This window comes from Rhodococcus sp. MS16 (assembly GCF_013277795.1).
Classification (GTDB): Bacteria; Actinomycetota; Actinomycetes; order Mycobacteriales; family Mycobacteriaceae; genus Rhodococcus_F; species Rhodococcus_F globerula.
The window spans coordinates 992,326-1,006,879 of the sequence record NZ_VBTM01000001.1 but is presented as its reverse complement, the minus strand read 5'-3'; the positions used below and the strand labels follow the sequence as shown (position 1 = coordinate 1,006,879).

The 14,554-nt window shown below is 59.8% G+C and carries 15 protein-coding genes and 1 tRNA gene; 8 read left to right on the top strand and 8 right to left on the bottom strand.

What is annotated here, in order from left to right; translation table 11 throughout:
* Positions 1-77 precede the first annotated feature (77 nt).
* Positions 78-151: transfer RNA gene (locus FEZ60_RS04570), tRNA-Pro, on the top strand.
* 83 nt (positions 152-234) lie between these two features.
* On the opposite strand, the gene FEZ60_RS04565 is transcribed toward FEZ60_RS04570, so the two are convergent.
* On the bottom strand, positions 235-1,065 hold the full coding sequence (locus FEZ60_RS04565; RefSeq protein WP_172935593.1) for a class II glutamine amidotransferase: 831 nt from the start codon (positions 1,063-1,065) through the stop codon (positions 235-237).
* A gap of 134 nt (positions 1,066-1,199) precedes the next feature.
* Between FEZ60_RS04565 and FEZ60_RS04560 the strand changes: the two genes are divergently transcribed.
* From FEZ60_RS04560 to FEZ60_RS04550, 3 genes are all read left to right on the top strand, one after another.
* The gene (locus FEZ60_RS04560; RefSeq protein ID WP_172935592.1) at positions 1,200-4,484 is read left to right on the top strand and encodes a protein kinase; all 3,285 of its coding nucleotides are present in this window, start codon (positions 1,200-1,202) and stop codon (positions 4,482-4,484) included.
* 114 nt (positions 4,485-4,598) lie between these two features.
* Entirely contained in the window at positions 4,599-5,042 is a 444-nt protein-coding gene (locus tag FEZ60_RS04555; protein WP_172935591.1) for a DUF6389 family protein, read from the top strand.
* A 21-nt stretch (positions 5,043-5,063) separates the two neighbouring features.
* The gene (locus tag FEZ60_RS04550) at positions 5,064-5,462 is read left to right on the top strand and encodes a hypothetical protein (RefSeq protein WP_172935590.1); all 399 of its coding nucleotides are present in this window, start codon (positions 5,064-5,066) and stop codon (positions 5,460-5,462) included.
* 94 nt (positions 5,463-5,556) lie between these two features.
* On the opposite strand, the gene FEZ60_RS04545 is transcribed toward FEZ60_RS04550, so the two are convergent.
* The 4 genes from FEZ60_RS04545 to FEZ60_RS04530 form a co-directional block, all read right to left on the bottom strand.
* Entirely contained in the window at positions 5,557-5,970 is a 414-nt protein-coding gene (locus FEZ60_RS04545; protein ID WP_242484381.1) for a hypothetical protein, read from the bottom strand.
* 218 nt (positions 5,971-6,188) lie between these two features.
* Entirely contained in the window at positions 6,189-6,899 is a 711-nt protein-coding gene (locus tag FEZ60_RS04540) for a GAF and ANTAR domain-containing protein (RefSeq protein WP_033231897.1), read from the bottom strand.
* A gap of 129 nt (positions 6,900-7,028) precedes the next feature.
* Positions 7,029-7,358 (bottom strand): hypothetical protein, encoded by a 330-nt coding sequence (locus tag FEZ60_RS04535; protein ID WP_116103422.1) that lies wholly within the window; start codon positions 7,356-7,358, stop codon positions 7,029-7,031.
* Entirely contained in the window at positions 7,355-8,500 is a 1,146-nt protein-coding gene (locus FEZ60_RS04530) for an alkane 1-monooxygenase (RefSeq protein ID WP_172935589.1), read from the bottom strand. Before FEZ60_RS04530 ends, FEZ60_RS04535 begins: the two co-directional genes overlap by 4 nt.
* A gap of 804 nt (positions 8,501-9,304) precedes the next feature.
* Here FEZ60_RS04530 and FEZ60_RS04525 point away from each other — a divergent pair.
* Positions 9,305-9,616, top strand: coding sequence for a MerR family transcriptional regulator (locus FEZ60_RS04525; protein WP_033231898.1), 312 nt, complete (start codon positions 9,305-9,307; stop codon positions 9,614-9,616).
* A 136-nt stretch (positions 9,617-9,752) separates the two neighbouring features.
* On the opposite strand, the gene FEZ60_RS04520 is transcribed toward FEZ60_RS04525, so the two are convergent.
* Positions 9,753-9,974 (bottom strand): CDGSH iron-sulfur domain-containing protein, encoded by a 222-nt coding sequence (locus FEZ60_RS04520; protein WP_172935588.1) that lies wholly within the window; start codon positions 9,972-9,974, stop codon positions 9,753-9,755.
* 5 nt (positions 9,975-9,979) lie between these two features.
* Complete coding sequence (locus tag FEZ60_RS04515) at positions 9,980-10,651, bottom strand: HemK2/MTQ2 family protein methyltransferase (protein ID WP_172935587.1); 672 nt, start codon at positions 10,649-10,651, stop codon at positions 9,980-9,982.
* Positions 10,652-10,952: 301 nt separating this feature from the next.
* On the opposite strand from FEZ60_RS04515, the gene FEZ60_RS04510 reads away from it, so the two are divergent.
* The gene (locus FEZ60_RS04510; RefSeq protein ID WP_033231900.1) at positions 10,953-11,309 is read left to right on the top strand and encodes a hypothetical protein; all 357 of its coding nucleotides are present in this window, start codon (positions 10,953-10,955) and stop codon (positions 11,307-11,309) included.
* A 38-nt stretch (positions 11,310-11,347) separates the two neighbouring features.
* On the opposite strand, the gene FEZ60_RS04505 is transcribed toward FEZ60_RS04510, so the two are convergent.
* On the bottom strand, positions 11,348-12,793 hold the full coding sequence (locus FEZ60_RS04505) for a UDP-N-acetylmuramoyl-L-alanyl-D-glutamate--2,6-diaminopimelate ligase (RefSeq protein WP_346343324.1): 1,446 nt from the start codon (positions 12,791-12,793) through the stop codon (positions 11,348-11,350).
* A 412-nt stretch (positions 12,794-13,205) separates the two neighbouring features.
* On the opposite strand from FEZ60_RS04505, the gene FEZ60_RS04500 reads away from it, so the two are divergent.
* The gene (locus FEZ60_RS04500) at positions 13,206-13,919 is read left to right on the top strand and encodes a hypothetical protein (protein WP_045067859.1); all 714 of its coding nucleotides are present in this window, start codon (positions 13,206-13,208) and stop codon (positions 13,917-13,919) included.
* Positions 13,916-14,536 (top strand): class F sortase, encoded by a 621-nt coding sequence (locus FEZ60_RS04495; protein WP_239654742.1) that lies wholly within the window; start codon positions 13,916-13,918, stop codon positions 14,534-14,536. The genes FEZ60_RS04500 and FEZ60_RS04495 overlap by 4 nt, the downstream gene beginning before the upstream one ends.
* Positions 14,537-14,554: the final 18 nt, after the last annotated feature.

The window sequence follows — 14,554 nt, the reverse complement described above, 5'->3', positions numbered from 1 at the left end:
AAGGCTCTGACCTGCCGATTGGTACTTCAGCCCGTCTCTGATGTAATCTTTCCAAGCGCCCGAAACAAGGGCGCGGACGGGCTGTGGCGCAGCTTGGTAGCGCACTTGACTGGGGGTCAAGTGGTCGCAGGTTCAAATCCTGTCAGCCCGACCGAAGAACAAAAATGCGGTTCCGGAGAAATCCGGAACCGCATTTTTTGTTTGTCTGAGTGGATGTCGATGTCGAACCGACACTCACGTAGGGATTGGCTCGAACTCCCGCATTTCGTCCCGTCCCGCTTGAACCACACCCGCAGCAGATTCCGGCACCTCGTTCCACGCTCCCGGAAGGTCGCGCAGTGGTTCGGAAACGACGATTCGTGCTTCTTCACCAAGGTGGTGCAATGCTTCCACTTCGGGATGGAGTTTCCGCAGCGTGGAGATCTCGGTGGAGAAGAAGAGCGACCTTGATTGTCTTTCAGTCGAATAGCGGAAGATCCAGGTTGATGTTCCGTCCGTCGTAGCGACCGTCATCTGTACTGGATTGTCGATTCCGTGGGCGCGGGCTGTCTGCTCGACAAACCCGACCGCTCTGGCAACCCCGTCGAACGGATCATCGGTCAAGCCGAAGGTGAGCGCGAGAAAGAACAGAGTTTCCGAGTCCGTGGAGCCCTCCAAGTCGGGGAAGAGCGATGGATCGATGGCGGTCACCAATTCGCGTTTGATCTCATGAAACCCGTGCAGGGAACCGTTGTGCATCCACATCCAATTCCCGTGCCGAAATGGGTGACAGTTGCTGCGCTGCACCGGAGTACCGGTTGATGCGCGGACGTGAGCGAAGAGCAACGGAGTGCGCAATTGGCTGGTGACCTCGCGGAGGTTCGAGTCGTTCCACGCGGGTTCAATGCTCTTGAACAGGGCAGGCTCGCTGCCCTCCCCGTACCAACCGATTCCGAAGCCGTCGCCATTGGTTGTCGTCGCACCGAGACGGGAATGCAGGCTCTGGTCGATTAGCGAGTGCTTCGGCCGGAACAAGAGGTCATGCGCAAGGATCGGTTCACCTGAATATGCCAGCCACCTGCACATCTTTCCATTGAATCAGATTGCGGCAGTGATGACGATCCTCTACGACTGGTGAGGGATAGGGTTGAAGGGCGCTGGTCGTGCCGTCGGGACCAGTGGCCAGGAGTTAGGTGCCGACGGAGTGAGTAGGCCGTCCGATGGGTGAAGGTGATTCGCTCGGCACTCAGCGTTACCCGCCGCCGTCGGCCGTGGAACTGGGAAGTGCCGGCTTCGACGATGTCCAGGAGATCGGCCGCGGCGGATTCGGCGTCGTCTACCGCTGCATGCAGGCAGATTTGGATCGCCCGGTTGCGGTGAAGGTGCTCACGGTTGATCTCGACGAGGAGAACAGGTCTCGCTTCTTCCGGGAACAGCAAGCGATGGGCCGGTTGACCGGACACCCGAACATCGTCAACATTTTGCAGGTCGGCGCCACCGACAGTGGCTGTCCGTTCATCGTGATGCCGTATCACCCGCGGGATTCCCTCGATGCTCGGATTCGACGCGACGGTCCGCTGCCGTTGGATCAGGCGTTCCGCCTGGGGGTGAAGATGGCGGGCGCGGTGGAGTCGGCGCACAGGCTCGGCATCCTGCACCGAGACATCAAACCCGCCAACATCCTGCTCACCGAGTACGGCGAACCGGAGTTGGCCGACTTCGGTATCGCGCATATCACCGGTGGTTTCGAGACTGCCACCGGGGTCGTCACCGGGTCGCCGGCATATACGGCGCCGGAGGTGCTGGGGGGAGATCCGTCGAGTCCAGCGGCCGATATTTACGGTCTTGGCGCTGTCCTGTTCAGCGCTCTCACCGGTCACGCCCCGTTCGAGCGTCGTAGCGGTGAGCAAGTTGTCGCGCAGTTTCTGCGGATCACCAAGCAAGCGGTACCCGACTTGCGTGACCATGGGATCCCCGACGACGTGGCCGAAGTAATCTCTCGCGCGATGTCGCGGACGCCCGGCGCGCGCCCAGTCACTGCCGCGGAGTTCGGCGAGCAACTGCGGCAAATGCAACGGCACTACGATTTCCCGGTCGACGAGATGTCCCTACGTGCCGAACCCGGCGAACCCGGCGAACCGGGCGGCGGCTGGCGACCTGGCCCTGAAGGTCGACTGCGACGTTCAGGTGCCTTTACTCCGAGCACGACGGGGGAGCTTCCGCTGGAACTGACCAGCTTTGTGGGCCGCCGACGCGAGCTGACCGAAGCGAAGAACCTGCTCGCCGCTGGCCCGTTGGTGACGTTGACCGGGATCGGCGGGGTCGGAAAGACGCGGCTGGCGATGCGGCTCGCGGCGGGGATGCACAGCGAATTTGACGATGGCGTCCGGCTCGTCGAGTTGGGCGAGCTGCGTGACGAGTCGTTGCTGATCGAAACAGTGGCTGGTGTGCTGGGACTGCGGGGCCAGTCGGCGAGACCGGTACCGGAGATGCTGATCGAGTTTCTCGAACCGCGGGAATTGCTGCTGGTTCTGGATAACTGTGAACAGCTGGTCGATGCCGTCGCTGAATTGGCCGCGACCCTGGTGCGCGTCTGTCCGTCGCTACGGATTCTGGCTACCAGCCGCGAACCCCTCGACATCGGTGGGGAGGCGGTGCTGCGGGTTCCGCCGCTTGGCGTCCCTGAGCCCGAGCGGAAGCCGTCGCTCCGGGGATTGTCTAAATACGATGCAGTGTCGTTGTTCGGCGAGCGCGCCGCGTCGGCAGTTCCGGGATTTGTGCTCACCGAGGAGAACGCGGAGACGGTGGCCGGGATCTGCCGCAGGCTCGACGGGCTGCCGTTGCCGATCGAGCTGGCGGCGGCGCGATTGCGGGCGATGTCGCTCGAGCAGATTCTCGAGCGATTGACTGATCGATACGCGCTGCTGACTCGAGGTATCCGGGGCGCCCCGTCGCGGCAGCAGACGTTGCGGCTCTGTATCGACTGGAGCTTCGAGTTATGTACTGCCAGTGAGCAACTGGTGTGGGGTCGGTTGGCGGTATTCGCGGGTAGTTTCGAACTCGATGCTGCGGAGCAGGTGTGCAGCGCGGACCAGTATCCGGGCGCGCTTCTCGACACGTTGACGTCATTGGTCGATAAGTCGATTCTGATTCGCGAGGAACATGGGTCGGTGGTGCGGTTCCGGATGCTCGAGACGTTGCGCGAGTACGGCTACGAGAAGCTCGAGCAGTCCGGCGTTCTAACGGAACTGCGCCGCCGGCACCGGGACTGGTACGAACGGTTGGCGCTCGACGCGGAGGCCGAGTGGGTCAGCGACCGCCAACTCGACTGGATCGCGCGTCTGAAGCGCGAGCAACCGAACCTGCGGGAAGCCCTCGAATTCAGCGTCGTCGACGATCCCGTCGCCGGCCTGCGAACCGCTGTCGCGTTGTCCTTCTTCTGGAGCTCCCAAGGCCTGTACAACGAGTGCCGGCACTGGATCGACCACTTGCTTGCCCGTCAGAGCGGCCAATTCACCCTCGACTGGGCCAAGGGTCTTTACTTCGCCACGCTGATGGCGAGTATTCAAGGTGACCTCAGGGCCGGGGCGGGCCGCGTCGAGGAGGCACGGAGTCTCACCGCTCACACGCGTGACCCGATGATGCGCCCACTCGTTGACTTCGCCGACGGAATGCATGCTCTTTACAGTGGTGACCCCAGGCGCGCTTCCTCGCTTCTCGAAGCCGCCGCCGCCGGATTCAGCCGTCACGGCGATCGGACGCTCGAGGTAGGTGCGTTGTATTCGTTGGGGTTGGCCTATGGATTGAGCGGCCAGATGGACAGGGCAATCGAATGTCTCGAGCGTGTCCTCTCGATCACGGACCACTATGGCGAGAAGATGTATCGGTCGCTCTCGTTGTGGGCCCTCGGCATCGCCGTGTGGCGAAAAGGCGATACCGATCGTGCGATGCGGCTACTCGAGCAATCGCTGAAGTTGGCCCGCCTGGTACACCACCCACGCGTCGCAGCAGCTTGCCTCGAGACGATGGCCTGGATCGAGTGCGGGCGGCGCGACGCCACCAGAGCCGCAGTGTTGATGGGAGCGGCGGATGGGTTGGCGCACGCAATGGGCAGCACCGCGATTATTCATTCCAACTTACTTGTCTATCACCAGGAATGCGATCAGAAGGCGCGTCAGAAGCTCGGAGACAAAGCATTCGCGGCGGCTTTCCGAAAGGGGCAAGGCTTCGGACTCGAAGCTGCAATTTCCTACGCCCTCCACGAACGGCTCTCCGACGCAGCCGGATCCGGCATGGACGCCTCGACGCGACTGACCAAGCGGGAACGCCAAGTCGCCGATCTCATCGCGCAGGGCCTGACAAACCAGGCCATCGCCGATCGGCTGGTGATCTCACCGCGCACCGCCCAGGGGCATGTGGAGCACATACTGACAAAACTGGGGTTCACCTCGCGGGCGCAGGTTGCAGCCTGGATTGTGGAGAGGGACCGTGATCGGACATCTTGACACGATCTCGCGAGATCCGTTGCCGATCAATAGATTTAGTGTTCTCCTGCTGTAGGGGCATGCTGTTGCTCCGAGGGTGAACTGCTCCGGGAACGGCACGGATATGCTGAGTCCGTGGAAGCAACTGAATACCGCGACGCGCTGAGAGCCGTCCTCGACACCGCGTCGCCGGTAGTGGCCGCTCGGCTCGAAACGATACGCAACACAGCGTCTGCCCGCATTGACGGCGTGATCATCGAGGTATTCGTCGACCAGGACGCGCACGGCACGTTCGATGTCTGGGCGCGATTCGACGGCCCTGATGCGTTCACGTTGGATAGGCAGCTCGGTGATGAGCGGGAACTGTTCGGCGTCATCTGGGGTGAGGACGGCTGGGAGCCTGCGGTTCCGGTCCGGCCGCGGATTTGGTCACGAGAGGAACTCGAGGACGTCATCGTCGAGGTCGTTGCCGAGTGGGTCGACCCACTCATCTTGGTCGGGCCATCCAACCTGTACTGGGAGGTCGCCACGCCGGACGGTGCTGTCGACCCGCGCCCCGTCGGAGCGAACCGTGAGTGAGCCTTCGATCGGTGTGGCCGGATGACGCATCGGCTCAGGTTCAGATCGGTGTTCGGCGGCCCGTCGATACCGCTGACCTACTTCGAAGAGTTGAGTCGGATCAAGTGGCAGCTGCGGAACGTGGAGTTCCAGTACGACTTCGACCTGTTTGTCATCGTCGGTGGCGACATCACGACGGTGACTGATCCGACCGGTGTCCGGTCCCCGCATGTTTTTCTGGCGCGGCGCACGATCACTGCGCAGATCCAGATGAACAGTGCCGACGTCCTGGGAGATTCCGACCCACGCGGATTCTTGCGACAGACGATCCACGCTGCGGTGACGGAGCTGATCGCGCGCATCGCCGCCCGCGACGCCGACTTCGACGTGGATGTGGAACGGCAGAAGGTCGCGTTCTTGGTGGGGGAAGCGCTCGGCTGACATCCACATTGCTGGAATGCGGCAAAGCGCGTGGTTCGGAGCAACGGCTGTAGCGACACAGTTTCGATCTGGTTCGTATTCGATCGAGTGAGACTTATTCCTGCAGAGCAGATCCCTCAGTCGTGCAACGCAGCCGAGGGGCCGGGGTGATCTGTGAGTGCACCGATATCACGTGTGTTGCCGGCTTCAGGAGGCTGACGTCTCCGAAGTCCGCGTCCGCGAAGATCTTCTTTCCGTCGGCTTCGAGGCGCCTGAGAACGGAATCGAATGCGTCGATAAGCCATTCATCGGTGGCGTCGGCGAGTAGTTCGTCTGGGAGGCCGCCGATTTGAGATTGGAAGATACGAACCAACCACGAGCCGGCGGGATAGGTTTCGTCCGACAGACCCTCGGCAGTGTTGGTGGCCAGTACGTAGCGGCTGTACTCGAGATCGACACGGATGGCGTAATCGCCGGCGAGGTTGACAACATTGGCCGGACGCTGGGTTGCAGCGGCCAGTGCGATCAATGCGTCGTTATATGTTTCCGAGTGCTTCGACGTAAGGGGAATGATTGACCTACCTGTTCGAGGTGGCCGTTGCAGGGCAGCACGGCATGGGAATTAAACGTCCGTTGCCGATGCTTGACGAAGAACTGAAACAGATCCTATCCCAGCGGGCCAGACATGATGCTGCCGGCTGCCAGGCAACCGTCTCGCGCCAACTTTCTCAGGAGGCAGCGAGCCGGTCAGTCGAGAGTAGATCGATGCCGGACGATGACGTCGCGAGCGAGGTCTGCGACCTTGACATTCATGTTCTGCGAAGTCCTCTGCAGAATCTCGAATGCTGCGTCGCTCGATACCCCGTGTAATCCCATCAGCAAACCGACGGCCTGGCCGATCTCACGGCTACCGGTCAGACCTCGCCGCAGCGATTCGGCATCCTCTCCTCGCGACAACGCAGTGACTGCCACAGACGCGAAGGAGACGAGAACAATAGCCACGTCGGCTATGTCCTCCGTGAACGCTCCCGGTGTATCGGAGAAGAGGTTGAGAGCACCGATTTTGCGTCGGTCGACGAGTAGGCGGAACCCCATGCTTCCACGGATCGGAGTCTTCGAGAGAGCTTGCCGCGCAAATTCAGGCCACTGGTTCGGAGTGCGCAGATCCGACTCGAGCTGTGGTGTTTCGGTTTCGAGAGCGTCAAGGCACGGACCTTCTCCGGTGGCGCGCTCCAAATCATCTGCAAAAGCGGCCATCTCATCACTCGCAGCGACGGTGACGGTGGTGTTCCCACGGCGCAGCATCAAACTGGCATGATCACAACCGGGAATCAATTCGACCGCGGCGGAACAGATCGCGTTGTACACGTCGGCATCGTCTGTCGCGGAGTAAAGAATCTGGGCCAACGCCGCAAAAACAGCTGCGGGTTCTGTCAGGGCATTGTCTGGCCAAGACATCGTTTGTGCACCTCGGGGTCTGCTGTTAAGTCCTACCTGCATCGAACGGTACTAGATCCTACTTTCCCGTCGTCAGAAGCTTTTTGCGGCTCGACGCTTCCCGGATCTCGACGGTTGAAATGCTGTGAATCATCTTCCGTCGGTGTCGTCCTGCTTCGTGAAACCTTGCTCTCCGGAATCCTGCTCTGCGGGGGAACCGAGGCGTACTTGTCGTTTGTATCGTGCAGCGGTCGCGAGGAGGTAGCGCTCAGCGGCGGTGTAGTCGATGGTGGTGCCGTCACGCTCGTTGCCTGGTGTTATCAGTTCAAGATATCGGCGCCGGATGCTTGCTGCGTCAGGTTGCGTGCGGAGGAATTCCACCGCTGCGATGATCTCCGGGGCGGGCGGTATTTTACTGCGGTCCGTCGTTCCTGCAGGGGGAGTGGAGCCCTGCCTTTCCTCACCGGTGTGCGCGTTCATCGTGAAGTCGCTTTCGTGTTGACGAGGGTGAGATCACCGTCGTAGTAGGCGAGAACACGGCGATCCATGAGCCACCTCCACAACGGGGGTATCCAAGCGCAGACGATCATTACCGCGTATCCCGCCGGCAGTTGCGGTGCCGTCGGGCTACTTCGCAATGATTGGTATCTCAGGCGTGGGTTGGCGTGATGATCGCTGTGACGTTGAAGTTGATAGAGGAACACATTGCTGACGATGTGATCACTGTTCCAACTGTCCTCCGGTCGGACTTTCGTAAAACTGCCGTCGGATCTGCGCTTGCGTAGCAGTCCGTAGTGTTCGATGTAATTTGCCGCCTCCAAAAATGAAATCCCGGCGATCGCTTGGAGTGCCAGCCAAGGGGCGATCTGCCAGCCGAACACTGCGATCAGTCCACCGAATAAGACGATGCTCATCACCCATGTCTGAACGATGCTGTTCTGCGCACCCCAGCTGAGTTTTCCGCGTCGGCGCGCACGCGCTGTTTCGATCGCCCAACTCGATTTCAATCCGCCGATTACACTGCGTGACAAAAACATCCAGAATGATTCGCCGAACCGAGCGCTGGCTGGATCGTCCGGTGTTGCCACTCGGACATGGTGCCCGTGATTGTGTTCGACGAAGAAATGCCCGTAGAACGATTGTGCGAGAACAATTTTTGCCAACCATCGCTCGACGGCTTCGCTTTTGTGTCCGAGCTCGTGTGCGGCATTGATTCCTACGCCGGCTACGACTCCGACTGTCATGGAGAGGGCGATCTTCTCACCCATCGCCATGGGGGCGTTCACCCAGCACCAGCACGCAAACATCAACCCGGCATACTGTAGTGGCACGAAAAGGTAGGTGCACCAACGATAATAGCGATCCTTTTGCAGCGGCGGAATTGCATGATCCGGCGGGCTCTGGCCGTCTCTACCTGAAATCAAGTCGATGATCGGAATGATCAGTACCAGAATCCATGCCCCGGTCGCCCAGAACAATCCCAAGCTCAGACGATCGACGAGCAACCAGGACAGGAATGGGCTCAGTGGGATCAACAAGGCCACGGGCCACCAATACCGTTTTCGATCCCGCCACCTGGGTAGATCAACTGTCTCGGTAGCGATATCTTTGTCGGTCGTCATGGTGTCTCCAGCATGTGCTGCACAGTCGTGGGTGTTCCGGTCGTTTGCTGAGCATGCAACCTATGTATCCCTTTCCGTCGCAATAAGTTACAAGGATATTCGTGCGACTGATGGGTGGTTCCCGAGCATTCTCGGCGCTGTGTCTATCGACAGAGTCTCGTGTTGCGGCGTCTTGTTTCACGCCATTTGGGACGTGTCCGTACACGAATGTTCACAGAGGTAAATGGTGCCGCGAGGAAATGTGCGGTCACGCGCCGAGCATGCAGGAAATCAAGCAGAAACTTCAGGATCTGGACGACACTTCTCTGGACTGGACAGCAAAATAACTAGTGCTGTTCAGTTTGCTTGTAGCACTGCGCTTATCGCACCGCCCATCTTCGGACCACGTTACAGTGTCAGGCAGGTCGGTTTGGAGTTGGTGTCCGTGTTTCGAAACCCGATCAACGCAGGCTCTCTCGACACTCTCGGATAAGCCTTGGTCCGGTTTCCCTCGTGATTGGTCATTGGGCCTCCTGGAGTTGCGTGGTTAACACTGCCTGAGGCGTCGTTCTGCAGATGTGACACTAGATCTGCCTGTTCATTCAGATATGTCTGTTCATTCGACGGTTGCGCCCATCGCCTTCCCTCAAAATCTATACCAGCAGCTGCAGATAATTGGCAACAGCTGAGGTGGAAAATTGACGGGACGAATGCGCGCTCGCATTGCACACTGCTGGACTCATGAAATCTGTGCTGGCGACGTTAGATTGAAATGCAGAGAATGTTAAGGTTGCACGGTCAATGAAGACGCCTAGGAGGTATACCGTGACGTCAGAGACCCAGGCGCGCGCGCTTCGAGGCGTTTACGGAATTTCGGTGATGGCCGAACTTTCCGGAGTCGGGCCGCAAACGTTGAGATTGTATGAGCGACGAGGGTTGTTGACACCGACCCGCACCGGAGGCGGAACCCGCCGATACAGCGAATCGGATCTGGAGACGCTGGCCCGTATCACTGCGCTGATCGACGACGGTGTCAACTTGGTCGGCATCCGGTTAATACTGTCGCTCGAGGCCGAGAATTCAATTCTGGCGGCGAGGGTTGCACAGTTGAGCGAACAAACTGGAGTTCGAGTCTGACCGGCGAGTTGGTTCCGGTTTCCTCTGCAGGCCCACTGCGAATCATGATGGCTCGCTACAACTCTCGAACCTCACGTCCTCTGGTCGACTAGGCCGCGCCGAGGGCTCACATGGCTTTGCCACATCACGTCCACATTCAGCGCTGGTCACGATGGATGGACTTCCTTTTCTTGTGTGTGCCGTCGCAGAACGGAGAGATACTCGTACCACCGCATCGGCACAGCGCGACCGTTGCCCGTTTTCGTTCGATCGGATTGCCCGCGCCATCGATCAGGGTTGCAGGACCACGAACAAGTATCGGTCCGTCCGGGCACACGGTGACGGTGACCGTGCTCATGTCGCGTTCGGTATCGGACATGGAATTCACATGACCTCCTTGTCGAGACTTGGTTTCGCGGCCCGAAGGACAACGATCTCTTCGGTGCGCTGGCCCGGAGCGATGAGGCCGCGGGCCTCGAACAGTGCCGCCCGCGCGGAGAGTACGCGCCCGAAAGGGATCTCCGCGCGAGCCACGACTTCCACAGATAATCCCTGTTCTTCCAGCATGGACTGAGTTTTCTCAATCCCGCTGAGCACAGACTGCGCGATCAAGAGAACACCTGACTCGGCAAGCACTCGGGGTGCGTGTGTACATATCCGATCCAGAAGCACCCGCCCGTCTACGCCCGCGTCCCACGCCCGCTCCACGCCGCGAGTGGGTAGGACGTCGTCGTGCGCAGGAACGTACGGGGGGTTGGAAATGACTACGTCGAAACGTTGGTCTTGAACGGGTGTAGTCAGATCGCCTTGAATCACTCGAATCGAATGCCGATGCAGGATGGCATTCAACTGGGTGGTGACGACTGCGCGACGAGATATGTCGACGGCGGTGACATATCTGGCTCCGATTGCAGCGGCGCGCAAGCTCAGCGCCCCTGTCCCGGTGCAGAGATCCAGTACCCGTGAGTCCCGTCCTAGTCTCTCTGCGGCCAGTGCGTCGGCCAGCAGCCACGTATCTTCCTGCGGAGGGTAAACACCTGGCAGACGCAAGAGCATCGGTGACTCCTCGGGGTTGTGCGTTCTGGTGTGACGCGGCCGTTTAACTGAAGCAATCCTATACTCCAAACGGTCAATTATCTGCATCCACTGATGTAGATAAGCTACATTTAGACTGGATGACAAGAGTCGATTTGAAATCAGGACAAGGCGAGTATGGCGGGAGGTATGACTGGTTACAGATCAATCATCACGACGGCGCGGTCGATTGGCCCACGAATGCCTCTGGGCGCCGAGCGTGAGCGAAACGCTACTGCGATACTGAATGGGTCGGCGTGAAATACAGCGGAGGGTTTCCTCGATGACTGAACAACCCGGTCTTGCCGCAGGGGCCGAGCGGGAAATCGGCAGGAGGACAATCACTTACGCAGTCTCGATCGTCCTGGTTGTGATTGTGATGATAGTGGCACTTGTGGTGTTGGGTTCTCGGCGGGGCGAGTGTTTCGACACCGACGTGCTGGTCTGCTCGCGTAAGGATCGACGCCTTTTGGTGTTCTTGCCGAGCGTGACGCTCTTGGTGGGCGCCGTAGGGGCATTCTTACGAGCGTCGCCGCGATGGCATCGCACTCGCAGACTGTCCATCAGATCGTATGTCGGATGGATTCTCGTAGGGTTGGCCGTAGCGTACGGTGCGGCGTCGTTTTCCTTCTTGTTCTGACCGATCCGAAGGGCGAATGGACGACAGTGCGCTGACAACTATTTTGCATACTTGACGAGTGCGCGCTCGAGTACTTGGCGATCGTCGAACACTATCTCCGTACCGTCGTAGTTCATCACGTGGTCGTTCCCACGCCCCGCAACGACAACGATATCGCCTGCTTCTGCCAAGCATACGGCGGTCCGTATAGCATCACTCCGATCCGGAATGATAAGCACCTCTGCATGATTCGCGTGTCGCGCCCCCGCGGCCACGTCATTTCTGAGGGCTGTTGCGTCATCGCGGTACGGACCTTCGTCGGTGACGACAACAACGTCGGCATGACTGCCGGCAGTACGACCCAAAGGCTCGCGTTTGCCGGGGTCCCGGCCCCCAGTGGCGCCGATGACGACAATGATCTTTCCCTTCGACAACGAGCGCAGGTACGGAAACAAGCGGAGTTGCGCACCTGCGTTGTGTACGTAGTCGACGAATGCCAGGAAATTCTGTCCTATTTCCACATTTTCCAATCTCCCAGGGACGGTGTCGAGATTTTCGATACCGTCGAGCGCCGCCGCGATATCGACTCCTCCGATGCGAAGAGCGGCAATTGCCGCCAATGCGTTGTCAACTTGGTGACACCCCAGCAGGCGCAGCCGGATTTTCCTCTCCCAACTCCCATGGCGTGCGACAAAAGATGTTCCCGTTTGATCGGCCTCGATGTCAGTGGCGGTGACATCGGCGCTGGCACCATGCGATGAGAAGGTCAAACGAGGAACAGTGACGCGTTCAGCGAGGGCTTTGCCGTACAGATCGTCGACACTGATCGCCGCGCAGGCGCAACGTTCGGGTAAGAAAAGCTGCGCCTTCGAGTCGAAGTACGACGCCATAGTTTTGTGGAAATCCAGATGGTCACGCGAAAGGTTCGTGAAGGCAGCGACGCGAAAGAACGTCCCATTGACTCGGTGTAGTGCAAGACCATGACTCGACGCTTCCATAGCGACGGCGTCGACGTGGTTGTCGACGAAAGCGGACAACGTACGTTGCAACGTGCACGCTTCAGGTGTTGTTCGCTCCGCTTCCGATACGCCGTCTGGTCCCCGAACGCAGATTCCGCTGATGATGCCGGTGCGCAGTCCGGCCGCGGCTAGACCGGCTTCGAGCATGAACGTAGTGCTGGTCTTGCCGTTGGTGCCGGTAACGCCGTATACGTCGAGCGATGTGGAGGGATCGCCGTATATCCAAGCGGCCAAAGGGCCGAGGATCTTTCGGGGGTTCTTCACCACAAACGCCGGCAATATTTCAGTGGGTCGATCGCTGACCACAGCGACGGCACCCCTCTGCGCGGCTTCGGCGACGAACTCGCCACCATGGTGTTCGGTGCCTGGCAGCGCCGCGTAAATATCGCCAGGGCGAACCTGACGGGAGTCCTGACAGACGCCGGCAACAACCAGGGTTCCTTGCTCGTGCAGTAACTCGCTGTCCGCGCCGAGATATTCAGCCACCGCCTCGAGCGACCATTTCGGTTGTCTGCTGGGTCTATTCGACACGGTGCGCATGTCGGATCACGGCGTTTGTGCTCGAGGTGGCATGTCTCAGGTTTGACATTTGCGAGTTGCGCCAAACACGTCACGCGGCACTGCACACCGCAATCATTCCGCTGCCGCTCGCCGATTATGCACACGCGCGGATGATCAGGCCTGCGTGAGCACAATTGCCGCGCGGCGGTTACTCGGGTGAACTGTAACTTTTGAATCGCGCCGAAACGATGTACCCAATGTCGGGATCGGCTGCGGAATAATTGCCCGATGGCACCACAAGAATATTTTGTCAGTCCGATCGTGCCGTTATATGCGATTGTACTGGTATTTTGACTGAATTGACCAGATTGTCAGACCGTAGGTGAGGGTAGCGGGAATGAGAACTTTTGGTACCGCAGGTGCGTGCGCAGCGATCTTTGCCACCGCAGCCCTGATCACTACGGCGCTGCCGGGAGTAGCCGGCGCCGCGCCCGTTTTGACGCAGACGTGCGTTCCCGAGATCAATGACAACTCCATGTCGCTCGATCCAGCCGTCGTCGACGGCTGGTACGACGTCTCGACCGGCACACCCGGCACGAAGATCAATTCCATCGAGTCCTGGCGCGCTGTCCCAGGCGACACTCTCGAGTTTCGAGCCTCGGTAACCATCCGCGCGCATGGCAGCCCGGTCAGCGGCACCTTGCGGATCGACGGCGCGGGACTCACCGGCGACCCAGAACTCCGCTCACGTATGACATTGACCCAGGATCTGGGGATGTCCGGAACGAAAGTCACGCATACGGACAACGGACGAGTGATTCCGGTCCGAGCAACCCTCGCCTTTGATGCGTCGACTCCGAACCTCGTGGCGCAGAATCAATCCGTCGACCTCTCCGCGGTCAAGATCGTGCTGACGGGCGATACAACCGATCCGGGGACCGACTGCCCAGACGACGGCGGGAATGGCGGCAACCAGGGTGGCGGAAACGGCGGCGGTGGTGGCGAAAATGGCGGAAACAACGGTGGCAACCAGAACGGTGAACTGCCCGGACGCGATGTAGGCAATCGAGTTCCGATTTCCCAGGTTCCGTCCGGGCCGATCTCGCGGTGACGCAATCGTCTCGCCAGACGCTTCGGCGCCTGTGCGGCGCAGCGGCGCTGACGGTGTTGTTGTGTGTCAGTGGGTGTTCGGACGACAGTGACCAACCGGTTCGGGTTCTCGCGACCGGGCAGGAGGATCTGCCATCTGCGTTGGAGGCGGTAGTCGACAATCCGGCAACACCGACTCAGTTGCGCATCGGCAGCGAGGCCGCCGTGGTTCTTGCGATCAAGACAACGTCGGGTGGTTCGCTGATTCCTCCGGAGGATGTGAGCAAGGTCGGCTGGTGGGCGGACTCCGCATTTCCGGGTTCGGGTACGGGAACTGTTGTGATCACCGGCCACATCAATGACGTGTACGCCGGTGACGGTTTCGGAAAGAAATTCTCCGCGTTGACTCCGGGGTCGGTTGTGACGTTGACCGGGGAGGATGGCCACGAGTGGACCTATCGGATCGATGCGGTTGACGAGTACCGCAAGGACGGGGAACTACCAGTCGAGCGCCTGAACCGAATGGACGGACCGGAGACGCTTGCGTTGATCACGTGCGGGGGAGAGTTTGTGGGTCCGCCGCTGGGTTACGAGGACAACGACATCGCCTGGGCGACACGGATTCCCGATTTGTCGTAGTTCTACGCATTGTCGCGA

What these genes read in the sequence shown, in the direction of transcription:
- FEZ60_RS04550 (WP_172935590.1), top strand. Translation starts at nt 5,064, where the DNA reads ATGACGCATCGGCTCAGGTTCAGATCGGTGTTCGGCGGCCCGTCGATA.
- FEZ60_RS04565 (WP_172935593.1), bottom strand. Translation starts at nt 1,065, where the DNA reads ATGTGCAGGTGGCTGGCATATTCAGGTGAACCGATCCTTGCGCATGAC.
- FEZ60_RS04540 (WP_033231897.1), bottom strand. Translation starts at nt 6,899, where the DNA reads ATGTCTTGGCCAGACAATGCCCTGACAGAACCCGCAGCTGTTTTTGCG.
- FEZ60_RS04560 (WP_172935592.1), top strand. Translation starts at nt 1,200, where the DNA reads ATGGGTGAAGGTGATTCGCTCGGCACTCAGCGTTACCCGCCGCCGTCG.
- FEZ60_RS04510 (WP_033231900.1), top strand. Translation starts at nt 10,953, where the DNA reads ATGACTGAACAACCCGGTCTTGCCGCAGGGGCCGAGCGGGAAATCGGC.
- FEZ60_RS04530 (WP_172935589.1), bottom strand. Translation starts at nt 8,500, where the DNA reads ATGACGACCGACAAAGATATCGCTACCGAGACAGTTGATCTACCCAGG.
- FEZ60_RS04515 (WP_172935587.1), bottom strand. Translation starts at nt 10,651, where the DNA reads ATGCTCTTGCGTCTGCCAGGTGTTTACCCTCCGCAGGAAGATACGTGG.
- FEZ60_RS04520 (WP_172935588.1), bottom strand. Translation starts at nt 9,974, where the DNA reads ATGTCCGATACCGAACGCGACATGAGCACGGTCACCGTCACCGTGTGC.
- FEZ60_RS04500 (WP_045067859.1), top strand. Translation starts at nt 13,206, where the DNA reads ATGAGAACTTTTGGTACCGCAGGTGCGTGCGCAGCGATCTTTGCCACC.
- FEZ60_RS04535 (WP_116103422.1), bottom strand. Translation starts at nt 7,358, where the DNA reads ATGAACGCGCACACCGGTGAGGAAAGGCAGGGCTCCACTCCCCCTGCA.